This is a genomic window from Nguyenibacter vanlangensis (assembly GCF_013376155.1).
GTDB classification, from domain to species: domain Bacteria; phylum Pseudomonadota; class Alphaproteobacteria; order Acetobacterales; family Acetobacteraceae; genus Gluconacetobacter; species Gluconacetobacter vanlangensis.
The window spans coordinates 1-21,992 of the sequence record NZ_JABXXP010000003.1 but is presented as its reverse complement, the minus strand read 5'-3'; the positions used below and the strand labels follow the sequence as shown (position 1 = coordinate 21,992).

At 61.7% G+C, this 21,992-nt stretch carries 31 protein-coding genes; 30 read left to right on the top strand and 1 reads right to left on the bottom strand.

What is annotated here, in order from left to right:
• From HUK84_RS23615 to HUK84_RS00805, 19 genes are all read left to right on the top strand, one after another.
• Window positions 1-807, top strand: a complete 807-nt coding sequence (locus HUK84_RS23615; protein WP_218064116.1) for a phage head morphogenesis protein — start codon at window positions 1-3, stop codon at window positions 805-807.
• Window position 808: 1 nt separating this feature from the next.
• The gene (locus HUK84_RS00890; protein ID WP_176638518.1) at window positions 809-2,011 is read left to right on the top strand and encodes a DUF2213 domain-containing protein; all 1,203 of its coding nucleotides are present in this window, start codon (window positions 809-811) and stop codon (window positions 2,009-2,011) included.
• Window positions 2,012-2,023: 12 nt separating this feature from the next.
• Window positions 2,024-2,767, top strand: coding sequence for a structural cement protein Gp24 (locus HUK84_RS00885; protein ID WP_176638517.1), 744 nt, complete (start codon window positions 2,024-2,026; stop codon window positions 2,765-2,767).
• Window positions 2,767-3,831: a DUF2184 domain-containing protein gene (locus HUK84_RS00880; protein ID WP_176638516.1), complete on the top strand. Its 1,065-nt coding sequence runs from the start codon at window positions 2,767-2,769 to the stop codon at window positions 3,829-3,831. The genes HUK84_RS00885 and HUK84_RS00880 overlap by 1 nt, the downstream gene beginning before the upstream one ends.
• Before the next feature lie 3 nt (window positions 3,832-3,834).
• Window positions 3,835-4,287, top strand: coding sequence for a hypothetical protein (locus tag HUK84_RS00875; protein WP_218064115.1), 453 nt, complete (start codon window positions 3,835-3,837; stop codon window positions 4,285-4,287).
• Complete coding sequence (locus HUK84_RS00870) at window positions 4,287-4,718, top strand: DUF4054 domain-containing protein (RefSeq protein ID WP_176638514.1); 432 nt, start codon at window positions 4,287-4,289, stop codon at window positions 4,716-4,718. The genes HUK84_RS00875 and HUK84_RS00870 overlap by 1 nt, the downstream gene beginning before the upstream one ends.
• Window positions 4,718-5,215 (top strand): hypothetical protein, encoded by a 498-nt coding sequence (locus HUK84_RS00865; RefSeq protein ID WP_176638513.1) that lies wholly within the window; start codon window positions 4,718-4,720, stop codon window positions 5,213-5,215. Before HUK84_RS00870 ends, HUK84_RS00865 begins: the two co-directional genes overlap by 1 nt.
• Complete coding sequence (locus tag HUK84_RS00860) at window positions 5,212-5,595, top strand: hypothetical protein (protein WP_176638512.1); 384 nt, start codon at window positions 5,212-5,214, stop codon at window positions 5,593-5,595. The genes HUK84_RS00865 and HUK84_RS00860 overlap by 4 nt, the downstream gene beginning before the upstream one ends.
• On the top strand, window positions 5,547-6,101 hold the full coding sequence (locus HUK84_RS00855) for a phage neck terminator protein (RefSeq protein WP_176638511.1): 555 nt from the start codon (window positions 5,547-5,549) through the stop codon (window positions 6,099-6,101). Before HUK84_RS00860 ends, HUK84_RS00855 begins: the two co-directional genes overlap by 49 nt.
• Before the next feature lie 4 nt (window positions 6,102-6,105).
• A complete protein-coding gene (locus HUK84_RS00850; protein WP_176638510.1) occupies window positions 6,106-7,491 on the top strand; it encodes a DUF3383 family protein in 1,386 nt (461 codons plus the stop codon).
• Complete coding sequence (locus HUK84_RS00845) at window positions 7,491-7,928, top strand: phage tail fiber protein (protein ID WP_176638509.1); 438 nt, start codon at window positions 7,491-7,493, stop codon at window positions 7,926-7,928. The genes HUK84_RS00850 and HUK84_RS00845 overlap by 1 nt, the downstream gene beginning before the upstream one ends.
• A complete protein-coding gene (locus tag HUK84_RS00840; protein WP_176638508.1) occupies window positions 7,925-8,404 on the top strand; it encodes a hypothetical protein in 480 nt (159 codons plus the stop codon). The genes HUK84_RS00845 and HUK84_RS00840 overlap by 4 nt, the downstream gene beginning before the upstream one ends.
• A gap of 145 nt (window positions 8,405-8,549) precedes the next feature.
• Window positions 8,550-10,559 carry a hypothetical protein gene (locus HUK84_RS23610; RefSeq protein WP_317135198.1) on the top strand — a complete coding sequence of 670 codons (2,010 nt, stop codon included), beginning with the start codon at window positions 8,550-8,552 and terminating at the stop codon, window positions 10,557-10,559.
• Window positions 10,560-10,569: 10 nt separating this feature from the next.
• Window positions 10,570-11,268 carry a hypothetical protein gene (locus tag HUK84_RS00830; protein ID WP_176638507.1) on the top strand — a complete coding sequence of 233 codons (699 nt, stop codon included), beginning with the start codon at window positions 10,570-10,572 and terminating at the stop codon, window positions 11,266-11,268.
• Window positions 11,268-11,570 carry a phage baseplate plug family protein gene (locus HUK84_RS00825; protein ID WP_176638506.1) on the top strand — a complete coding sequence of 101 codons (303 nt, stop codon included), beginning with the start codon at window positions 11,268-11,270 and terminating at the stop codon, window positions 11,568-11,570. Before HUK84_RS00830 ends, HUK84_RS00825 begins: the two co-directional genes overlap by 1 nt.
• A complete protein-coding gene (locus HUK84_RS00820) occupies window positions 11,567-12,460 on the top strand; it encodes a baseplate hub protein (RefSeq protein WP_176638505.1) in 894 nt (297 codons plus the stop codon). Before HUK84_RS00825 ends, HUK84_RS00820 begins: the two co-directional genes overlap by 4 nt.
• Window positions 12,460-13,101, top strand: coding sequence for a phage baseplate assembly protein (locus HUK84_RS00815; RefSeq protein WP_246285261.1), 642 nt, complete (start codon window positions 12,460-12,462; stop codon window positions 13,099-13,101). Before HUK84_RS00820 ends, HUK84_RS00815 begins: the two co-directional genes overlap by 1 nt.
• Before the next feature lie 60 nt (window positions 13,102-13,161).
• Window positions 13,162-13,542, top strand: coding sequence for a DUF4160 domain-containing protein (locus HUK84_RS23015; RefSeq protein ID WP_176638504.1), 381 nt, complete (start codon window positions 13,162-13,164; stop codon window positions 13,540-13,542).
• Between the two features lie 22 nt (window positions 13,543-13,564).
• Window positions 13,565-13,933 (top strand): DUF2442 domain-containing protein, encoded by a 369-nt coding sequence (locus HUK84_RS00805; RefSeq protein ID WP_317135206.1) that lies wholly within the window; start codon window positions 13,565-13,567, stop codon window positions 13,931-13,933.
• Window positions 13,934-14,337: 404 nt separating this feature from the next.
• Here the strand turns inward: HUK84_RS00805 and HUK84_RS00800 are convergent, their stop codons facing one another.
• On the bottom strand, window positions 14,338-14,781 hold the full coding sequence (locus HUK84_RS00800; RefSeq protein WP_176638502.1) for a DUF29 domain-containing protein: 444 nt from the start codon (window positions 14,779-14,781) through the stop codon (window positions 14,338-14,340).
• Between the two features lie 447 nt (window positions 14,782-15,228).
• Between HUK84_RS00800 and HUK84_RS00795 the strand changes: the two genes are divergently transcribed.
• From HUK84_RS00795 to HUK84_RS00750, 11 genes are all read left to right on the top strand, one after another.
• Window positions 15,229-15,579, top strand: a complete 351-nt coding sequence (locus HUK84_RS00795; protein WP_176638501.1) for a hypothetical protein — start codon at window positions 15,229-15,231, stop codon at window positions 15,577-15,579.
• A gap of 19 nt (window positions 15,580-15,598) precedes the next feature.
• Complete coding sequence (locus HUK84_RS23605) at window positions 15,599-16,201, top strand: baseplate J/gp47 family protein (RefSeq protein WP_317135197.1); 603 nt, start codon at window positions 15,599-15,601, stop codon at window positions 16,199-16,201.
• Window positions 16,177-16,812, top strand: coding sequence for a hypothetical protein (locus tag HUK84_RS23005; RefSeq protein ID WP_246285257.1), 636 nt, complete (start codon window positions 16,177-16,179; stop codon window positions 16,810-16,812). The genes HUK84_RS23605 and HUK84_RS23005 overlap by 25 nt, the downstream gene beginning before the upstream one ends.
• Before the next feature lies 1 nt (window position 16,813).
• Window positions 16,814-17,431, top strand: coding sequence for a DUF2612 domain-containing protein (locus HUK84_RS00785; protein WP_176638500.1), 618 nt, complete (start codon window positions 16,814-16,816; stop codon window positions 17,429-17,431).
• An 11-nt stretch (window positions 17,432-17,442) separates the two neighbouring features.
• Window positions 17,443-18,726, top strand: a complete 1,284-nt coding sequence (locus HUK84_RS00780; RefSeq protein ID WP_176638499.1) for a hypothetical protein — start codon at window positions 17,443-17,445, stop codon at window positions 18,724-18,726.
• Between the two features lie 10 nt (window positions 18,727-18,736).
• Entirely contained in the window at window positions 18,737-18,925 is a 189-nt protein-coding gene (locus HUK84_RS00775; protein ID WP_176638498.1) for a hypothetical protein, read from the top strand.
• A 16-nt stretch (window positions 18,926-18,941) separates the two neighbouring features.
• Window positions 18,942-20,546: a hypothetical protein gene (locus HUK84_RS00770; RefSeq protein ID WP_176638497.1), complete on the top strand. Its 1,605-nt coding sequence runs from the start codon at window positions 18,942-18,944 to the stop codon at window positions 20,544-20,546.
• 37 nt (window positions 20,547-20,583) lie between these two features.
• Complete coding sequence (locus HUK84_RS00765; RefSeq protein WP_176638496.1) at window positions 20,584-20,853, top strand: hypothetical protein; 270 nt, start codon at window positions 20,584-20,586, stop codon at window positions 20,851-20,853.
• Window positions 20,850-21,341, top strand: coding sequence for a hypothetical protein (locus HUK84_RS00760; protein WP_176638495.1), 492 nt, complete (start codon window positions 20,850-20,852; stop codon window positions 21,339-21,341). The genes HUK84_RS00765 and HUK84_RS00760 overlap by 4 nt, the downstream gene beginning before the upstream one ends.
• Complete coding sequence (locus HUK84_RS00755; RefSeq protein WP_176638494.1) at window positions 21,338-21,709, top strand: hypothetical protein; 372 nt, start codon at window positions 21,338-21,340, stop codon at window positions 21,707-21,709. The genes HUK84_RS00760 and HUK84_RS00755 overlap by 4 nt, the downstream gene beginning before the upstream one ends.
• A 78-nt stretch (window positions 21,710-21,787) precedes the next feature.
• Window positions 21,788-21,992 (top strand): hypothetical protein (locus tag HUK84_RS00750; RefSeq protein ID WP_176638493.1); only part of this gene is annotated, 205 nt, incomplete at its 3' end.

The following is a 21,992-nucleotide window of genomic DNA, read 5'->3' as shown; positions in this document are numbered from 1 at the left end:
GTGCCGAAACTCTATTGCCAGTCCGCGCGAGGAAAGCGCCTCGCGCCGGTTCGGGCAAGTGCGGGCGTGGAAGCGCTCTATTATCGCCAACTGATGGCACTGATCCGCGAGATGGACGACAGCCTGTCTTACTGGCTGAAGGCCAATTACCGAAAGGTAGAGCCGCAGATTGCCCAGGATAGCGCCGCAGACCTTTTACAATCGGTAATGAACCGACTGACCCACCGGTGGCGCAAGCGGTTCGACGAGGTTGCCGAACAGATGGCGCAACACTTCTCCGAAGCGGCGGCGGGCCATGCGGATCGGGCATTCGCCAAGAAGCTGGCAGGTGCCGGATTCAAAGTGAAGTTCCGCCCTTCTCCTGGGGTCACGAACGCTCTGAAGGCCACGACCTTCCAAAACGTGTCGCTGATCAAATCGATCGCTGAAGAGCACATGGTGGAGGTCAATGGACTGGTCATGCGGTCGATTATCGCAGGACGAGACTTGGGAACGCTGACCAAGGAATTGCAGGCGCGGTATGGCATCATCCGGCGCCGGGCCGCCTTCATCGCCCGGGACCAGAACAACAAGGCCACGGCCACCATCAACCGTACGCGGCAGATGGAACTGGGCCTGAAAGAGGCGATCTGGGTTCACTCATCGGCCGGTCGACACCCGCGGGAATCGCATGTGAAGGCCGGTCGCGAACGTCTTCGCTACGACCTGAGCAAGGGCGCCTTGATCGACGGACAATGGATACACCCGGGCGAACTGCCGAACTGCCGATGCACGTCATCGGTCATCATTCCGGGATTTGACGACTGACATGACCCATGCCCTCGCCTATGACCGTGTCGGCTCCGTCCGGATCACGGATGAAGACGGCCGCCTGTATATCGCCCGGACCCACATCAGCAAGGCGACGGTGAATGGATATTACGGGCGCGAGATCCCGAACGCCTCCACGCTCGGTCTCGATCCGAACCGGATCTACCAGCTTCTTCGTCACCCCGACGAACTGGAGCGCGCGGCGGCGTCGTTCAACAACATTCCGGTTCTGATCGAACATGTGCATGTCACGGCGGACACGCCACGCAAGGATATTGTGGCAGGATCGACCGGGTCGGATGCAGAATTCGCCGATCCGTATCTCGATAACTCGATGGCCATCTGGGATGGCGAGGCCATCGAACTGATAAAGAGCGGCGAGCAGCGAGAACTGTCCTGCGCCTACCGCTACGAGGCTGACATGACGCCAGGCACCTATCAGGGGGTGCCATACGACGGCGTCATGCGGAACATCCGGGGCAATCACGTTGCCCTGGTCGAAAAAGGACGGGCCGGATCAGATGTGCTCGTCGCTGACGCAAAACCCACAGGAGTGAAGACGATGCGGACTGCTGGCCAGTATCTGGCGCGGCTGAGTGCAGCCATTGCTTCCGGGAAGCTGGCCATGGATGCCAGCGAGGAAGACGCCAAGAAATGCATGGACGAGGAAAACTCGGGCGTGACGGAATCTGCCACCGAAGCGGACGACGAAGACGAAAACGAAAACGAAAAGAAGCCGGCCAAGGACGAAGGGCCGATGAAACCCGAAGGTGCGCGAAAGGCATCCGACAAATCCGCGAAGGACAAGGGCAAGGATGAGAAGCCCTGTGCCACCGATGATGACGATGACGGAGAAGGCGCAGAGGACGACGAGAAGGAGCGCAAGGCCAACGATGCCGCCATCCAGAAGCGCATCGACGCCGCGCTGGCGCATGACCGCGCTATCCGCAAGGGTGCCGACGAAGCCCGGCGGGCCGTACGCGCCCTTGTCGGCGACGTGATCGGCATGGACAGCGCCGGAGACATCTATCGCTACGCCCTGAAAGAGGTCGGCGTGCCCACCGATGGCGTGAACGATGCCGGACTGAAGGCGCTTGTCGGTGTCGCGCTCAATGCCCGCGCCGCACGAGTGCCAGTCATGGCATCCGATAGCGCCGATTTTTCCACCCGCTTCGGCGTTCCCACGCCACGCAAGCTTTAAGGAGAAACGCCGATGACTGGTTTCCCCAGTTCGGTCAACTATAACTGGCCCGTCGGCAATCCGGGCGATTGGGCCAGCACCAACCCCCGCCGCTCGACGCTGACCTGGCCGCTGGGCCTGCGCGCCGGCGCGGCTGCTGTGGCCATCGCTGCTTTCGCCTGGATCCAGCCCGACGGCGTGACGGTCCTGAACTCCGATCCGACCTCGGGCGGCGGCAGCGGCGCCTCTGCAACGGCCACGTTGACCGCCGAGGCGGTGTCCTCGATCGCCGTTACGGTTGGAGGGACAGGCTACCTGTTGCCGCCCACCGTCTCCCTGTCCGGCGGAGGCGGGACCGGCGCCACAGCGACCGCAACCGTCGTGAACGGTATCGTCACCGAGATCAACGTCACGAACGGTGGCAGTGGCTACACCTCAGCACCGGCCGTCACGCTGACGCCGGCCACAATCGCTCCGAGCATACCGGACGGCTTTGTGCCGCGCGAGCAGCAGGGCCTGACCACGCAGTATCTGCAGGAAGCCACAATGACCATCCCGCCCGGGTTTATGGTCACGCTGGCCGATGGCGGGGACCTGTTCTGCGTCTCGGCTACCGACGCCGCCCGCGGCCAGAAAGTCTATGCCTCTTTGACCGATGGATCCATCCAGACGAATGCGTCCGGCCAGACGATCTCCGGCTACATCGAGACGGACTGGCTCGTCTCTCTGGCCGCTCCGGCCGGCGACATCATTGCAATTACGAAAGGCGTCGTCTGATGACCTCTTCTTTTCGACAGGATGCGCCGCGCCTGGCGCTGGATTATGGTGTGATCCTTGAGGGCGTCCGGGACTATATCCCCGCCGGCGGCATCGTCATGGACGCAGACCCGGGCGTCGGGCAGTTTCCCTCTGTCACGGCACCCAATTCGGGCGTTCCATTCGCTTTCACCCAGTATGTCGATCCAGCCGTCATCAAGGCGTTCATCACGCCGACACGGGCCGCCGAGGTCTATGGCGAGGCGAAGAAGGGCGACTGGATCACCGATACGGCGCTGTTCCCGGTCGTCAGCCTGACCGGCCGCGTGGCGGCCTACGGTGACTCCAGCCAGGACGGAACGGCCGACGCGAACGCCAACTGGGTGAACCGCCAGTCCTTCCACTACCAGATCTGGACCCAGTGGGGCGAGCGCGAGATCGAGCGCATGGGTGCCGGAAAGCTGGACTGGGTCAGCCAGAAGAATCTGGGCGCCGCGTCCACGCTGAACAAGCAGCAGAACCTCGTGTATTTGTTCGGGATCTCCGGACTGGAATGCTACGGGGCGCTGAACGACCCCAGGTTGCCTGCCGCAATCCAGCCGACGGCGAAGGCCGGCAGCAGCGGAACGGTTACCGCCTGGACGGATACGTCCGATCCGGTCGCGGTGTACGGCGACATCATCGCCCTCTTCGGCCAGTTGAACAACCAGATGATGGGCGTTCTCACGCTGGAGACGCCGCTGACCCTGGTGCTTCCGACCGAGCGCCAACAGGCCCTGCTATATGCCAACAGCTACAACACGACGCTGCGCGATCTGATCTCCAAGTCCTTGCCGAACCTGAAGATCGAGACGCTTCCCGAAGCCGGCATCGTCATGAGCGGCGGCACGCAAACCGTCTGCAAGATGCAGATGTTCGTCGACACCATCGAAGGACAGAAGTCCGTCACCACGGCGTTCACCGAGAAGCTGCGTGCGCACGCGGTCGAGCGCTATTCCTCGAACTTCCGCCAGAAGAAGTCGCAGGGCACCTGGGGGACCATCTGGTTCTACCCGATGGCCTGCGCCACCATGGAGGGCATCTGATCCATGACCACGCAACAGCAGGCGACCCGCAGCGGCAATACGGTATCCGTCATGTGTCGGATGCCATCCGGTCTCGTCTTGTCTCTCTATGACGAAGCCGAAATCCAGGCGCGCTCCGAAGCGTCGAAGCGCGGTTTCCCGAACATGGCGCCGATGCAGCCGAAGGCCACCGTGCGGCTGAAGGGCGCCAAACATGACCCACGCTTCCACATCCGCGACAATCGCATGCTGGGCATGGTGGGGCGTACTGAGGTCGATGCGGACTTCTGGGCCGCGTGGACGAAGCAGAATTCGTCCTATTCGCCCTTACGCGCCGGTCTGATCTTCGCCGAGCGGACAGGAGCGCGCGCGCAGGATGCGATCCGTGAGCGCTCGGACGAGCGCACCGGCTATGAAGGACTCGACCCTGAAAATCTCCCGGTGGTGGGCGTCACACAGCGCGAAGAGGACGGCTGATGTCGGACACGGTCACGCCGGGTATCGTCACGTTCGACTATGCGGCGTGGTCGGCCCGTTTCCCCGTCCTGGTCCCCGCGGTGAATGCGACGGCGGCCTCCCTTTACTTTGAAGAGGCCACGCTATTCCTGGACAATTCGTCCTATAGTCGCTGTCGCAGCGTAGGGAGGCGGACGCTCCTGCTCTACCTCCTGACTGCGCATCTTGCCCAACTGAATGTTCAGATCGGCCAGGGCAACATGGTTGTGGGGCGTGTGTCGAGCGCATCCCGCGGCAGCGTGTCAGTCGGCGCCGACATGGGCACGCAGCCTGGGTCGGCAGCCTGGTTCAACCAGACGCCCTATGGAGCGGAGTTCTGGGCGGCGACCGCGTCCCTTCGTCAAGCCGCGTTCATACCCGGCCGGCCGCAACGACCGAGGATATGGCCCTAATGGCAACAAAAATCATTCGCGGAGGCGATACTCTTCGCCGCACGTTGCAGACCTTGGCGGCCAAGGTGGATCGCGGCGCGACGCTGAAGGTCGGGTTCTTCGAGGATGCGACCTATGGCGATGGAACGCCAGTGGCGGCGGTCGGCGCTTACAATGAGTTCGGCACCAGGACCATTCCGCCGCGCCCCTTCATGCGGAACATGGTCGCGAACAACCAAGACCAATGGGGTCGCCTGCTGGGCGCGACGCTCAAGGCGACCGGAATGGATGCTGAGCAGGCCTTAGATATGGCAGGCGAGAAGCTGGTCGCGCAGATGCAGAAGGAGATCCAGGCCCTTCAGGATCCACCGCTCGCGCCCTCGACCATCGAGAGCCGACTCCGCAGCGATAAGAAGCGTGGCACGCTCAAGACGGTCAATATGGCAACAGCGGTAAAGCCCCTGATCGATACCGGCCACATGCTGAACTCGGTGGCCAAGAAGGTCGAGAGCAAATGAACATCTTCGCAGCGGCCGGTGGCGCCACAGCGGCGGTCAACCCCTCAATCCAGGCAACACTGAAGCAATCGACAGGATCGACGCCTGGCCCGGGCTTCAGGCCGATCCCGACCTACGCCGAGATCCCTGTAATGATCGAGGTGCAGGCGCTGTCGTCTCAGGATCTTCAGCAGGTCGAGAACATCAGCCAGCAGGCCGACATGCGTATCGTCTACGTCGTCGGCGAGGTCAGGGGCATTGCCCGAGGACCGCAAACTGGCGGCGACATGTTCAATTTCTACGGGTCCGACTGGCTGGTGACCCAGCAGCTCGAAGAATGGGGCGCCGGCGAATGGTCCAAACTGGTAGTAACCCGGCAGACACCGTCACCGTCAATCTGACCGAAGACGATATCCTCGAGCAGGTCGGCAACTGGCTCCTGACCATTCTGCCGATCACGGCCGACCAGATCGTTGCCGGCCAGCAGAATCAGGTTGCCGCCCCCCTGGGTCTCTTCGTCACCATGACGATCGTTGGCCGAAAACGGCTGGCAACGAACGCCTGGATCTATGCAGCGACCACCAAACAAACGACGACGCCGTGGCAGATTTCGGTGCAGGTCGGCGTCTTCGGTCCCGGTGCTGGCGACGCGATCCAGACCCTGACATCGCTGTTCCGCGACCCGATCGCCGCCGACTTCTTTGCGGCATGCGGCTTTCCCATCGCTCCTCTCTACGCCTCGGACGCACGCCAGACCGCCTTCATCTCCGAGGCCAGGCAATATGAGGACAACTGGAACGCCGACCTGAATTTCCAGGTCAATTACGTCCTCACCACACCCATCCAGACGGCGACCTCCGCCACCGTCGGCATCATCAACGTCGGCGCAACCTACCCACCAGAGTGAGAACATGGCCGGGATTCCCATTTCCTCCGTTGTCTCCGTCACGCCCAGCGTTCTTGCCGCGGGCAGTGGCATTTCCTTCCTGAACGGCCTTGTCCTGACCGAGAGCGGAACGCTCACGCCGGGGCAGGTCATGACGTTCACAAGCGCGACGGCTGTCGCTGCGCAGTTCGGCGCGACGTCGGCCGAAGCCAAGATCGCCAACGTCTATTTCTCGGGGTTCACTGGCGCAACCCAGACACCGGGAACGCTGCTGTTCGCCGGGTATTCGGCCGCCGCAACCGGCAGTGGCGCGACGGCGACCGCGGAACTGACGTCGGAGGCTGTCAGCGGCGTCACGGTGACCGCCGGCGGTTCGGGCTATGAGGTCACGCCGACCGTCACGCTTTCGGGCGGCGGCGGCACCGGAGCGACTGCGACGGCCACGGTCAGCGGGGGGATCGTCACGGCTATCAACGTGACCAACGGCGGCAGCGGTTATACTGCCGCTCCGACTGTGACCATCACGCCGGCGGCATCCGACGACGTTCCGGGCTTTATGGATGCCCTGACCGACACTACCCTGAATTGGGCCGCATTCACCACGGCGTTCGAGCCCACCCTTGCCGACAAGCAGGCGTTCGCGACGTGGACGGGGGCCCAGAACAACCGGTTCCTCTATGTGGCCTGGGACACCGATGCGAACGCAACGGTGCAGGGCAATACGACGTGCTTCGGGGCATGGCTCAAAGCGCAGACCTTGTCGGGGTCCATGGCGGTCTATCAGGATCCGCTCGCCGCGGCGCTCGCCCTGGGCTGGATGGCGTCGCTCGATTTCGGCGCCACCAATGGCCGCTACACACTGGCCTTCCGCAATAGCGGCCTGGTGACCGCGGCCGTTACCGACGGCATAACCGCGGCGACGCTTCTGGCCAACGGCTACAATTTCTATGGGGCCTATGCCGGGTCGACGGGTTCGTTCGTGTTCTTCAGCAACGGTTCAGTCAGCGGCCCGTTTGCGTGGGCGGACAGCTTCATCGATCAGATCTGGCTGAACGGCTCGTTCCAGGAAGACATGATCAACCTGCTGATGAGCGTCGGACAGATTCCCTATGACGAGACCGGTGACGCGCTGCTGTCGGCAGCCGTGCTGGATACGATCAATCAGGCCGTGACCTTCGGTGTCATCCGGTCTGGCGTCACACTCACCGCCCTCCAGGCGCAGCAGGTCAACAGCGCAGCCGGTCGGCCGATCGACACCACCCTGTCGACGCGTGGCTGGTATTTCCTTCCTGGCGCGTCTACCGCGCCCGCGACCTCGCGCGCTGCCCGCACGTCGCCGCCCTGCTCCTTCTGGTACACGGATGGGGGTTCGGTGCAGTCCATCAATCTGGCTTCGGTGGAGATCCAGTAATGTCTTCGTGGGATATCACGTCTGCCAACAGCGTCTTCACCATGACGGCCGGCAGCCTCATTCCTGTGCCGTTCGTGCTTTCGCAATATTCGGCCGATCGGGCCTTCGAAGCCGAATCCGTCGAGAGCGCCGAGACGCAGATGACGATCGACGGCAAGCTGCTGGGCGGTTGGGTTCCCAATCCGTTCAACATGACGATCCAGCTTGCGGCCTCGTCCGACAGCTACGCCATGTTCGAGATGATCGCGGAGTATGAGCGCGTGCAGATGACGAAGCTGCGCCTTGGCGCGCTCATTTCCCTCCCGTCGATCGGGCGGAAGTTCACGCTGAACGGAGGCTTCCTGCTGTCGATCGTGCCGCTTCCGTCGGCCGGCCGCGTGCTTGACGCACGACCCGTCCAGATCCGGTGGGAATCCTGCGTGGGGGCCGCGCTGTGATCCGAGAAAGCACCTACACCATCGAGGATGACGGCGCCGATCGAGGCAAGGTCTTCATCATCCGGCGCATGACCGCTGTCGAGGGTGACAGGTGGGGGCGTGCCTTCATGCACGCTGCCACGGCCGCGCTGCCCGAGGCAGAGGCGAAATCCGTCGCCTCTCTTGGGATCGCTGGAGCCGCGATGAGCGGAGCCGGCATGACCATTCTGCGCAACCTTGATCCCAAGGACGCCGAGCCCTTGCTGGACACGCTGCTTCGGTGCGTAGAGATCCAGTCCGACCCAACCAACCCGACAACCCGAGTGAAATACCCGCTCTGGCTTCAGCAGGTCGAGGAAGTCGAGACGATCGGCGCGATCCAGGAACAGGCATTCGAGTTCAACACGGGTTTTTTCAAGGGCGTCGTCCGCTCGATCTCCCGAATGGGGCAGCGCACGGCGTCCGACTCGCAGAATACAGCAACGTCAGCCCCCTGATCGGGGCTGTCTGCCGGTCGAAGCGCGCGAATCTGATCGAACTGCAGACGATCTACGACATCGAGGACCTGTACGACCTGGCCGAGATGGCGGCCGTCGACGCGTTCAATCAGGAACAATTGGCTAAGGCTGCTCAGGGGTCAAAATGACGGCTACAACGATCGACGAACTCGTGGTTGCCCTCGGTCTCGACCCGGCAGAGTTCAAGAAGGGCACCAAGGACGCCGAGGAAATCCTGAAGCGGTTCCAGACCGTGAGCGTCAAGGCGGCGAAGGAATCGCAGGCCCAGGCGAAGCACATGACGGAATCGATCGGCGCCGTGCGCGACAAGGTGCTGGGACTGTTCGCGGCGTTCACCGCCGGCGCCAGCATGCGTGACTTCTTCCGCGACGTGTCCGGCGCGACGGTCGAATCCCACAATCTGGCCCAGTCCCTGGGTGTCTCCACGCAGGCACTCAACCGATGGGAGGCCGCCTCCCGGTATGCGGGAGGAACGGCGGACGGTATCCGCCAGACCTTCCAAGGACTGAATAACGAGCTGCAGGACTACCAGCTTTATCACCGCATGGGCGCTCATATGCAGGTGATGGCTGCCCAAGGCGTATCGCTGCTGGATGAGCAGGGGAACGTGCTCACACCGGACAAAGCAGTGAGAAATATCACCCGCTACCTGCAGGGCATCCATGACACGCGTGAGCGCTTTACAATGGGAAGGCGCTTCGGCATTGCCGATGGCGCTTTACCCCTGATAACCGGCGGAACACAGGCAGAGGATGCCTATCTGGGCGAAGCCGGTCGCAACGGTGTCGGCCCCACCCGGCAGCAGGAACAAGCACTACGCGATTTGGCTCGGGCACAGGCAGAGGCGGATTCGTCATATCAATCCCTGCGCCAGACGATCGCGGCGGCGTTCGCGCCAGAGATGACCATGGCGACGAACGCCATCAGGGGTCTGACGAACGAGATCCGACATCATCCCCGCGTGGTCAAGGCGGCGTTCGCGGGCGTCGGCGCCGCCGCGCTCGCGCTCGGGGCGGCATTCTCAGGCCCTCTCGTCGTCGGTTTCGCTGCCGCGAATGCGGGCGCCCTGACCATGGCCGGGGCATTTGCTGGGGTGACCGCGGCAGGCACCTTCCTGTTCGACGACATCTCATCATGGCTGCATGGCGGGAAGGCCCGCTTCGCAGACTTCTACCAGACTGTGGCAGATGTCTGGCACGATCTGGAGCGCGACGGCGCGCGGGCATGGTCACATATCAAGGCTGGCGGAACTGAGGCGTGGGAAGCGATCCGGTCCCTCTTCGTCGGAGACTCCGATGAGATCCGGTCCCAATGGGGCGCCTTGACCGGTGATTTATCGGGGTCCTGGGAGTCCTTTGTCTCCAAGATCAAGAGCGGCGGACCGGAGGTTCTGGACGCGCTCAAGCAGGCATTCCGTGAGGCCCTGGCGTGGCTGAGGGACGCATTCCTGGCGGCAATCCATGGGCGTTCCGCAGTGGAACACGGCGCTGCCCGGTCGGCGACGGCCGTAGGTGAAGGCGTGCGCCATGCCGCGCAGGACGTCGGCCATTATGTCGCTGATCGCGCTTCCGCAATCAGGGGTGCTTTTTTGCCCCGCGGTATCCGGAACAACAATCCCGGCAACCTGAACTTCATGCGTCAGTCAGGTGCCGTCCTTGAAAATGGTCAGCATGCCCGGTTCGCCGCCTTCGCCACCATGGACGACGGCATCCGCGCGCTGCGTGACCAGCTAGGTCGTTACGGCGATCGTGGGCAGGACAGCATCCGGTCCATCATCGCCAAATACGCGCCCGCCGGCGAGAACAACACGGCGGCTTACATCGCCTCGCTGTCGCGATCGATGGGGGTTTCGGCGGACGCGCATCTGAACATGCATGATCCGGCAGTGCTGCGCCGGATGATCGCGGGGATCTCGCGCATCGAGAACGGGGCCGGATATCTCGAGCAGGGGCAGATCGATCGGGCTATCGGATACGGCGCGCCGGCGCGGATGGCGTCCAATACCACCCACATCGAGAACCATGTCACCGTTCACGCGCCCAGCGGAAATCCAAGGGCGATCGCGCAAGCCGTCGCCCAGCGCCTCAATCCGCAGGGCATGGGCATGCATGCCAATCTCGGTGTGACGGCGTAACGAGGGGCCTATGGTCATCAGCGTGCCCAAACCGGCGTTTCCAGACGTCCCGAACGCACTTGGCGTTCCGGCTATGATCCGCAACCCTGTTGCGGTCGCCGAGACCGAAGCATCGGTGATCGCCGGTGACCTGATCGAGACTCTGATTCTAGATCAACATGGTCCGTGGGGGATCTATGACAAGACAGGGAAGAAGATCGCGGCATCGCAATATTTCCTCGGACTTGATTTCTCCAAGGAATATCGCGTCAGCGACGCTCCGATGGAGCAGGGCGCATTCCAATCCTACAACAAGGTCGAAACGCCCTTCCTGGCGCGCGTGACTCTCGCCTGCGACGGAACCGGCTTTTTCGGCTTCGGCGGGTCCAGCGCGTTCGGCTTCGGGAGCACAGCCGGAGAAACTCGCCAGGCATTCCTGGCGGCGATCGCAGCAGCCGTCTCGTCCACCGATGTGTTCAGCATTGTGACGCCCGACGCGACCTATGTGAACTCCAATTTGGTCCATTACGACTATACCCGGACCCATCGCCAAGGCGTGTCGCTTTTGGCCGTCACCGTCGGCTTTCAGGAGATCCGAACCGGGGCGATCAGGCGCTTCGCGCATCCCCAAACTCCGGATGGAGCCGAAACCACCAACACGGGTCTTGTCCAGGCGCAAACGCCGACATCTGCACAGGCGGCCCCGGCGTCGACGGCGGGGGTGAACTGATGCTTGTCGTCCCGGTGAACGCCACCCCGACGCAAACCCTGTCCGTCGTCCTGAATGGACAGAACTGTTCGATGCGCATTTTTCAGACGGATAATTATGGCCTCTACCTGGACCTCTATCTCGATGATGCGCTGATCGTCGGCGGGCGGCTCTGTCTCGACCGGACCTGGATCGTGCGCGCAGCCTACAGCGACTTCGTCGGGGACCTGATGTTCATCGACCAGCAGGGCATCAGCGACCCGACCTATGATGGGCTGGGGGATCGCTTTCTTCTCTATTATTCAGAGCCTTCTTCGACATGATCGACTCCTTCCAAAAGCGACACCTCGATCAGATCTTCAATCTTGGAAAAGGTCAGTTCGGCCAGAGTGGATCATCGGAAGTTCGTCTGGCTGGGCACAGAGTCTCGGCGACCATCCAGACTTATGGGGGGCTCTTCGGCAGCGAGGCGCAGATCCGCGTCTTCGGCATGCGCCAGAGCGAGATGAACACCTTGACGCAACTCTATCGTGTCGCGAACACCGAAGGGGGGCGACTGAATACTGTCACCCTTCTGTCGCGGTCAGGACAAGAGAAGGCACAAATCGCTTTCAAGGGCGTCATCGTCCAGGCGTGGCAGGATCTGTCGGGCATGCCGGAAACGTGCATGACCATCGTCGCGCAACCGAATGCCTTCATGATTATGAAAGCCGCTCCCGCAATAAGCTTCCGGGGACCGGTCAAAGTGGCCGATATCGTAAAAAAAATACTGACGTCCTGCGACCCCGATTACAAACTGGTCAATGACGGTGTCAACGCAATCCTAACCGATGTATCTGCTCCAGGTGATGCGGCCAGCCAGTTGGATGAACTGGCGAATGCTGTTCCGTTTCAGAGATATTTCGATGGGGTGACATACTGGATCTGGCCGACGGACCGGCCATTGTCGGGCAACGCCGCTCTTGTTTCCTCCGAGACTGGCTTGATCGGCTACCCGTCCTGGACAGGGAATGGAATATCCTTCTCGACCATTTACAATCGGTCGATCAGCTTCGGACGCATGGTCAATCTTCAAACCGACATCACGCCCTTCAATGGATCGTGGGCGATCGTCTCGAAAATCGACAATCTTGAATCCGAGGTAATAGGCGGCATGTGGATGTCCCAGATTGAAGCACAGATCCTTCCCGGCATGCTGAAGGCTGGCCCGTGATGCAGGACGCATATATGGGCGCACGCAAGCCAGGCGACGATACAGGAGCGATCAATGCCATCGACTTCTTGGTTAGGCAGCGCCTATCGAAGATGGCGGGAGCGACGCTTGTTCAGGTCAAGGCGGTGAATGGAACCGGCGTGAACCCGGTTGGGTTCGTCGACGTTCAGCCGCTCGTGTTCCAGATCGATGGATATGGGAATCTCATCCCAAGTGTCATGCAGACGAATGTCCCATATTTCCGGCTCCAAGGCGGCCAGAGCGCCGTCATTTGCGACCCGGCGATCGGAGATATCGGCCTGTGCATCTTTGCGCGTCACGACCTTTCCAACGTCAAAGCGACCCGGGCGCCAGCCGGGCCGGGAAGCCGCCGACAGCACAGTTGGTCGGATGGCCTCTACCTGGGCGGATACCTGAACGGCACCCCAAACGAATACATTTGGATGACCGGCAGCGGGGTGAAAGTAAAGACAGCCGGCGCGTTCGAGGTCGACGCGGCTCAGGCCGTGTTCAACTGCCCGGTGCAGGTGAACGGCACGATCAACGCAACCGACGACGTGACGGGCGGCAGCATCAGCTTGGACAACCACACCCACACCGGAGTCCAGCCGGGTAGCGGGTCGACGGGGAAGCCTCAATAGCCCCCTCGCCCCACTCTTGGCACCGTCGACGTCACGCTGGCGCTGGATCTCGCCGGCGGCATGGCCGGACTGATAGAACGACAGTTGTGCGCCAGCCCGCGGCGGAAGGGGAATCTCACGCAAGCGTCGGGTAAGCCGACGATTCCAGTATCGATTTTCCTTATTCCCAAACGCTTGGGTTTATGCTATGAAATGGCCATGCCAACGATCATCCGCGCTTACGGCTTTCGAGTGACGATCTATCCGAACGATCATCGGCCGCCGCATGTTCATGTGATTGGCGCCGGTGGCGAGGCCGTAATCGAAATTGGGAAGGCGGCTCAAGTCATTCGTGTCGCTGGCTTCAAAGCCCGTGATTTGACGCTGGCGATATCTCTTGTCGAAGACAATGCGGCGCTTCTGCTGCGCGAATGGGAGAACATTCATGGTAACCGAGAGTGAACTTCGCCGCGCCGAAGCGGCGATGGACGAATATCTGTCGCAAACCCCCCAGGCAACACAGGCCCGCTATATCCGAAGCCGCCGCCGCCTGCTTGTCACGCTCAACAATGGGGTGGAATTGACGGTCCCGACTGATCTGATCGAGGGGTTGAAGGGGGCCACGCCGGCGGATCTGTCAGCAATCGAAATCACGCCGCTCGGGACGGGACTGCACTGGCCGAACTTGGATGCTGACGTGTCCGTTGAGGGGCTGATGCAGGGGATTTTTGGCTCGCGAAAGTGGATGGCCCAGCAGATGGGGCGCACCGGCGGATCTTCCCGCAGCGTAGCGAAAGCAACAGCCGCGCGTGAGAACGGAAAGAAAGGCGGCCGTCCACGCAAGACAGCGTGACGCAAAAAGGGGATCATATACTGCTGCAGGTGGCTTCATTGCTCTTGTGCCGCACCCGCAGCCGATTCTATCAGGCGCGCGCGGCAGTGCCGGCAGGAATGATGGAGCCAGAAGCGGCGCTAGGACGGACACCGCCGCTTATGACACCGCGAATGACACAGCTAGTCGCGGAACTGGCGCAGCGGAATGTAAGGCACGCGCCCAGCTTCGCCAAGGCGGCTGGCCCTTTTTCTCGACCATGGCGATATGTTCGCCGCGTCAAGCGTGAGACGGTATTCCTTCGTCTTCTGAGGGCGAGATTTTGAGCTTTCCGATTTGGGAACGCTCAATCAGCCTTCAACGGGCTGGCGTTCTTTGTGGCCCTACACGCTGGGCTCTGGGGTCTTGAGCCGAATCTTTGGTGATCAGTCTTCGGCTCCGCCCGGCAGCCATCCCTCGGTCAACATCTGGTCGGCCGTCCAGATCGGCGCCTCAGGGAAGGCATCGAGTCCAGTCTCGGTGATCGCCTTCGTAAGCCCTTCGCTCCATGCCTCCTCGAGCCAGTCTGGGTCGATCAGCGATGCCTTAAGGCTTGGCGTCCTCTTCAGGGCCAGCCGGATACGTCGCCGCTGCTCGCGGATCGAACCGGACCAAGATGCCGACCGAAATGCCGGCTGATAGAGCCATTTGAGCAGGTGAGTAACCAGCATCGCCATGCGGCTCGCCAATTCGCGCTGCTCGCCCTTGCCCACGTCTTCGATCTCGTCCGCGATATGCTCGATATCGAGCTTGTCGAATTGCCCGGCGCGAATGAGCCGCGCCTGCTCGGCAGCCCATGCGACGATGTCCTGATCGTAGCTGACCGTCATGGTCGTGGTCCCTTGTGTGTCTGACTGGCGCCGTAGTATCGATCACGAGGCGAGTGCGTGGCGGGTCAATGAGCGGCGAAGCTCAGTGACGGTGCCCCCACCGAAGGGCTGCGATGGAGATCAATCCGATAACGATTACGGCGATCGGAGGGCCAAAATCCAATATATCTCTCGGGCTCATTCTTTCAGACTCCGTAAGTTGGTGCGGGCAATAGCATGGGTCGCCAATCCGGCCGTCAGCTTGATCTGCTCATTCTGCGTCAGCTTCGAGGGCTGCGAATCTTTGGGTCGCGGGATCACGCTTCGCCATAACACGGATCACGGAGTGGGTGTGAATCGGCCGCCCTTTTCATTTGACACCCGGTCCGCGAACCATCTATGGTTCTTGACGCCATACTTGCGTCCAGAGCCGTCCTTCGGGGCGGCTTTTTTTGTTGCAGAGGCCAGATGCAAACCCTCCTGCTCGATCGCACGACGTGGGATTTGGTATCTGACGCCAGCGGAAACATAGCGGTCGCGTCGGAACCGTATTCCCTGGCTCAAGACGCGTCGAGCTATGTCCGGACATTCTCCAACGAATGCTGGTTCAACCAGGATCTTGGCATCCCATTCTTCGCCCAGATCCTGGGATATTTGCCGCCGGCGAATCTGGTCCGATCCTACATCATCAGCAATGCGGAGCAGGTGCCTGACGTCGCGTCGGCGCAGTGCTTCTTCACAGCATTCAACGCTCGCGCCCTGAGCGGGCAAATCCAGATCACCAGCGTAACCGGAGCGACCGCGAGTGTCGGGTTCTAGCACGTCCCTAACCACGTCAGTGCCGGACATCACGTTCTCGGCCGCCGGACCCGTAGCCCCCGCGGTAACGGATGTCGTCACAGGGACAGAGAGCGATATCAATGGTGCGTTCGGCGGCACGCTGAACATGGACGACCGGACGCCTCAAGGTCAGCTTGCAGGCTCTCTGGCGGCCATCATCCAGGACAAGAACGGCGCGTTCCTTTCCCTGACCGCTATGGTCGACCCCGCGACATCGTCGGGGATCTGGCAGGATGCTATCGGCCTCATCTACTTCATGACCCGCCTGCCCGCCACGGCCACGACCGTGGCATGCATTTGTGCAGGCGCGCCGGGCACGGTCATCAATCAAGGAACGCTCGCCCAGGATACCTCGGGCAACACATACACCTCGTCTGCTGCGGCAACGATATCGGCATCGGGATCGGTTACCGTCCAGTTCGCTTGCACGACGACCGGTCCGATCCCTTGCGCTTCGGGTGCTATTTCTCTGGCGCAATCCGTGCCAGGATTGACCAGCGTGACGAATCCATCCGAAGGCGTGATCGGGTCTGACGTCGAAGCCGCGCGGCATTCGAAGCGCGCCGGCAGCAGACCGTGGCGGCCAATTCCGCCGGAATGAACGCCTCGGTCTTGGGAAATATCCTCGGCGGCTCCGGCGCGCCTGGCGTGCCTGGCGTCACTGACGCGTACGTGGTCGATAACCCGACGAACGAGGCGCAGACCATCGGTGGCGTCTCTGTGGCCGCCAATTCGCTTTATTGCTGCGTTGCCGGCGGCGCACCATCCGATATCGGCGTCGCGATTATCCAGAAGAAGCCGCCAGGCTGCTCCTACACTGGTGGCACGTCGGTAACCGTCCAAGACCCTAACCCGGTCTACGGAGGCAATGGGCCGAGCTACAATGTGCTCTATGACGTTGCGCAACCGACGCCGATCTACATCAACGTGGTGATCGTGAACTCAACTTCGGTTCCATCCACCGCACTGGAAGATATCCAGGTGGCGGTCATCAATGCCTTCACCGGATCGGATGGTGGCACGCGGGCACGGATCGGCGCGAAACTGCTTGCCAGTCGCTACATGGCCGGCATCATCGCGCTTGGCGCATGGGCACAGGTGGTCGAAATCACGATCGGCCTGGCAGTGAACCCGGTTGGCTTCACGGCCCAACTGAACATCAATCAGGTCCCGACGATCGCTGATGCCAACATAACGATGAGCCTAGCATGACATGGACAATGTCCAGCAGACGATCATCTCGCAATATGCGAATTCACCGACGATCAATGCGCTGATTGAAGCTTGGAACCAGTCGATCGACCCATCGAGCGATATCCAGAACTTCTATGACCTGATTTGGAACGTCCAGACCGCCACCGGGTACGGCCTGGACGTCTGGGGCAGGATCGTCGGTGTGGGGCGGGTGCTCCAGGTCGCGAACACCTCCTACATCGGATTCGCCCAGCAGTCGCCAACCGTCACGACGTTTGGATCTGGTATCCTCTACAGCGGCGGCGCCACCACAGGGAATTACTCCCTGACCGACGATGCCTATCGCCAACTCATCATGGCGAAGGCGGCGGCGAATATCACGAACGGGTCGATCACCTCGATCAATGCCATCCTGGCCATCCTCTTTTCCGGCCGCGGGGCTTGCTACGTCGCAGACAGCGGCAACATGACGATGACCTATGTTTTCGAATTCGTCCTGACGCCCGTCGATGTGTCTGTGGTCGTGACGTCCGGCATCCTGCCCAGGCCCGCGGGCGTGCAGATATCGTACCGCCAGACGGCGACCGGCACCACTCTCGACAATGATTTTTACCTCGACGTCAGTCCCATGTCGTAGGCAGCGATCCCATGAAACAGTCCGACTTCCCGACCAAGATCTCCGTTCCATTCGCGAGCGGAGCGGGAAACGCTTACATCCGCCAGATTCCTACGGCCTCTCAGATCTCCACCGATCCTGGTGCGGCGTCGTTAACGGACGGGTTTCCGCCCCAGACATTCCAGCCCTTAGGCTCGGGCGGAACCCCGCAGGACGGGAGAGACGTCAACGGCATCCTCAACATGACGTCTGCGGTCGATCAGGCATTTTGCGCGGGAAACTGGCCGCAGTTCGATACGGCATTTGCTACGGCGATCGGCGGATATCCGGCGGGCGCGGTGCTCGCCGGGTCGACGCCGGGGCAGTTCTGGGTTTCGACCGCGGACAACAACACGACGGTGCCGGGCGCATCAGGTGCTACTTGGCAGTCATTGTTCGCAGGCCTTCAGCCGGCCCTCGGCTTCACCCCCGTCCAGCAGGGCGGCGGAGCAAATCAAGGATCCAACAAGGTCTATCTTGGATGGGACAACACTGGATCCGGTCGCCTCCGGTATCAGATCGACAATACGGACGAAGAAGATCTCGCCAACTACGCGGATGTGACTGCCGCCCAAGCCGCAGTCAACCCCGGACGCCTGATCGCGACACAGCAATTCACCGCTAGCGGCACCTACACGGCGCCCACCGGCGCAACGGCGAACAGCAAATTCCGAGTTCGCGGCACGGGGGGCGGAGGCGGCGGTTACTACGCCGGCGGCGTACCTGCTGGGCAGGCGAATCCATCTGGTGGCGGCTCGGCCGGGTCTTCGTTCGAGGCCTGGTTCACCTACGCCGAATTGTTCGGCAGCACATCGGCGACGACCGTCCCGGTGACCGTCGGCGCCGGCGGCGGCCAGGCGAGCAATGGCGGACAGACCAGTATTGGCAACGCCGTGATCGCTCCAGGCGGAATCTCCGCGCCGGCGCCCAATAGCAACAGCTCGTCCGTTCTGAGTTCGGGGGCGCCGTCACCCGCATTTTGCTCGTTCCCCGCAGGATCATTCAATTTGGTGGTCAATCTGCCTGGAGCGCCCGGCGGGTTCGGTATTGCGATCGACCCATCCGGCAGCTTTTACGGGTTCTCCGGCTCCGGCGGCTCTGGGCCGTTTGGGCTCGGCGGTAGCTCAGTAGGGACGGGCAGCGCTGGCAACGGGGGTTCCGTCGGTGCGGGGGGATCTGGGGCGTGCCCTACCGTTGCGTCGTCGGGAAACTCTCCAGGGGTCTCCGGCGGGAGCGGGGGCGCAGGGTTTGTCGAGATAGAATGTTACAGCGCGTGAGGCACCCGACATGGCCACAGCAACACAATATGCAGTCTATTACACCACCGAGACTGACGGCGGCGCGGCTGGTTACGTCTGGAACCGCGTGATGTGGGACGGATCGTCCACCTGGGCGCCCCCAGCCGGTAGCGCCGCCGTCGCAGACCCGACCGCCCAATATCCGATCGGCAGCACCTACACGGCGCCTACGTCGTGATTGTCAGAGGCACGACATGATCCGAATCCTCACAGCAACCCTGCTGTGCTGCACCCTGGGCATTGGGGCTGCGCACGCACAGTCCCAGATCGTGCCGTTCGCTCCGGGCACCGTGCTCACGGCGGCGGCGCTCAACACGATGCAGCAGGGCAAGGCAGACCTGTCCGGCCTCACGGCCGAGATCCAGCGTGCAACGGAGGCCGAGGCGGGGCTGGTGCTGCGGCAAGGCGGAGCGTCGACCAATCAGACGTTGACGGCGCCGGCAATTAATGGCGGGACCGTCACTAGCGCAACAATAAGCTCTTCGCCGTCCATTTCCAGCACAACGACCGTCTCAGCGGGTAGCTATGTCACCGAACAATTCATTGTTGTTCCTGATTCTCTGAAGATTCCTGCAGATGGATCGGACGATGCGCCTTCGATCCAACGCGCGATAAACTCAGCCACCAGCCACGGAGGCGGGGTAAGGATTAAATTCCTTCCACGTGTTTACAATATTGCCTCGCAAATTTCTGCGCTTAATCCGGGCGTGTTTGACTGCGTCCCATCGTCTCTCCAGCAGGCAAATGCGCTTGGGGGAGGCACGATATTCAGCATTTCGTCGTCCTTCATTGGCTCTACCGCGTCTCCATTTCTTTTTACAGGATCTGGCGTGATCGGCACCAAGATACGGGGATGCGAGATCTATGAGGGACAGCCTCCATCTGCAAATCCATCGCCCGGGGGCTCGATACCGTCGTGGACGCCGAACAATTATCCGCCCGTCTTTGACGTTGAAACGGTCCCTGGAAGCATCGAGTTCAGTGATTTGACGTGGATGGGCGTGACGAGGGGTATTCATGCTGATTTCTCAGGACGAGTGAGCATATACAATCAGTTCGGGCAAGTTTACATTTATCTCTCCGACATTCATCATTCATATGATGTGGACCGTATCTATAATATACACGAATGGGATTACGTCTCGGGTGGACTAGATGTCTTAAAATACCAACAAACCAATACGAACGTTATACAGCTTGGGCGTGTCGATAGCCCCATGCTGGATAAAATATTCGTATTTGGGGTGGCGTCCGGGGTCAGGACCCTTGCAGACGGATCGGCTGCCGACGCTACCGGCGCGACACGGCCAGGCGGCACAGCAACCAAAGTCCAGATCGGGACGATCGATTGCGACCAGGGATTACGGTGTGTCTGGAATGGTAGTGATGGGGCATCATTCCAGATCGATCAAATGGAAACCCAACATCTCGATCTGACGGCAGCGACGCCGGCGGCTATTGCAAACAGCGGAGATATCGCTCTCGACGGCAGCGCGTTTGTCCAGTTTGGTCGGATTTACACGCAGCACCCTGCTGTCGCGTCCATCGTGTTTAATTCGACGTCAAATTGTAGTGTCGTCCATGGGGGCAGTCTGATCATCGATGATCATGATTTCAACGATGGCACCATGTATGTGACGTCAGGGGCATCGTGCTCAACGGGATCCACGAAGAACGTCATTAACCTGGCTGTGCCCCCCGAGCGCTATTACGGATCTGGATCAGCGCCCGCGACCTATCAAAACGGATCGCCCAACCAGACCCTGACGTGGGCCACTCAGACCGCTAGCCAGAATTGATGCCGCCCACCGGGCGGCTTTTTTATTGGAGGGCCGGATGGCCGACGAGACTGCCGATTATATCCGGCGGCCGGAATTCGACGCGATGCGCGAGGACGTGCGCGACATTGACCGTCAGATCGCAATCCTGAAAAACGAGGTCAGTAGCACGAAGGCGGACCTGCAGGACCTCAAGCAGGGACTGCGAGACCTGCTGGCGGAGGTCAAGAAGAGCCAGTCCCTGCGCGGTATCATCAACGGGGGGTGGGCGGCGGTTGGAACCGGGTTCGCACTTGGTGCGGCCAAGCTGCTGGGGCTGGCGCCATGACCGGTCTGATCAGCGACATCAAGGCCCGCATCATCCTGCCCGTCCTGGCGGCGCTGGCATTACCCGGCGATCCAGTCGCACGCCTGCAACTGGCGACCGGCATCGGCAATGCCGAAACCGGATACCGGACCAAGGTGCAGGAAGGCGGCCCCGCGTTGGGGTTTTGGCAGGTAGAGCCGCGCACTCACGACGACGTCTGGCGCAATTTTCTGGTCGTCGAGCCCCCCTTGAGACAGGTCGTGCTGGGATATCTGCCCGCACGATTTAGAGGGCAGCCGGTCGGCGCCGCGCCGGCAATGATCGAGTCGGACGCTTATGCCGCCGCGATGTCGGCGATCGTGTTTTGGCGCAGCCCCGTGCCCCTTCCGCCGCGCGGCGACGCGGCATCTCAATGCCGAGCGTGGAAGGCCGGCTACAACACGTCCCTCGGCGCCGGTGCGGTCGACCGCGATCGTATCGCACTCTTTCAGCAGGCAATTGACGCATGAACGACTCTGCCTCCCTGGTGGCGACCGTATGGTCGCTGGTCGCGCCGATGCTGCCGCAGCACTGGCAGCAGGCAATTCCGCTGTTCGCGCTCGCGTGTAGCTGCGGCGCTGGCGTGATCCTGCAGATCTGGACGCCCGCCGCGGGCTCGCGACTGACATGGCTGTGGCGGCTGCTGACCTGGCTGAACGCTGCCCGGGGGCGCAATGCCCCGGTCATCCAACCTGGGATCAAGAGCCTTGCGATCCCCGCCGACGCCGATCGCGGCGCCCTGGCAGCTAGGATCGGCCTGGATCCAGGCCAGGCCAACCCGCGCCGACTGTTGCGGTCGCACGGGCTGCCCGGCATGCCGCCGCCCGATCCTGGCTGACTGGACGGATCCGGCGCGCGCGCCTCGTTCATTCAATTCGCACCGCCCCCAGGGCGGTGTTTGCATTTGGAGATCCCCATGAATCTGAAATCTGTCACCGCCCTCGAAACCCTGATCACCGACGTCGCGGGTAAGAGCGAAAGCGCCGCCGTCAAGGCGGACATCGCCATCGCCGGCACGGCCGTGTCCCTGCTGGCGCAGACGCTGGTCCCGCGCCTGGATCCGACGCTCGACCTCAGCGCCGTCGACGCGGCGCTGGCCCGGGTGTTCGGCGGTCTGGCCG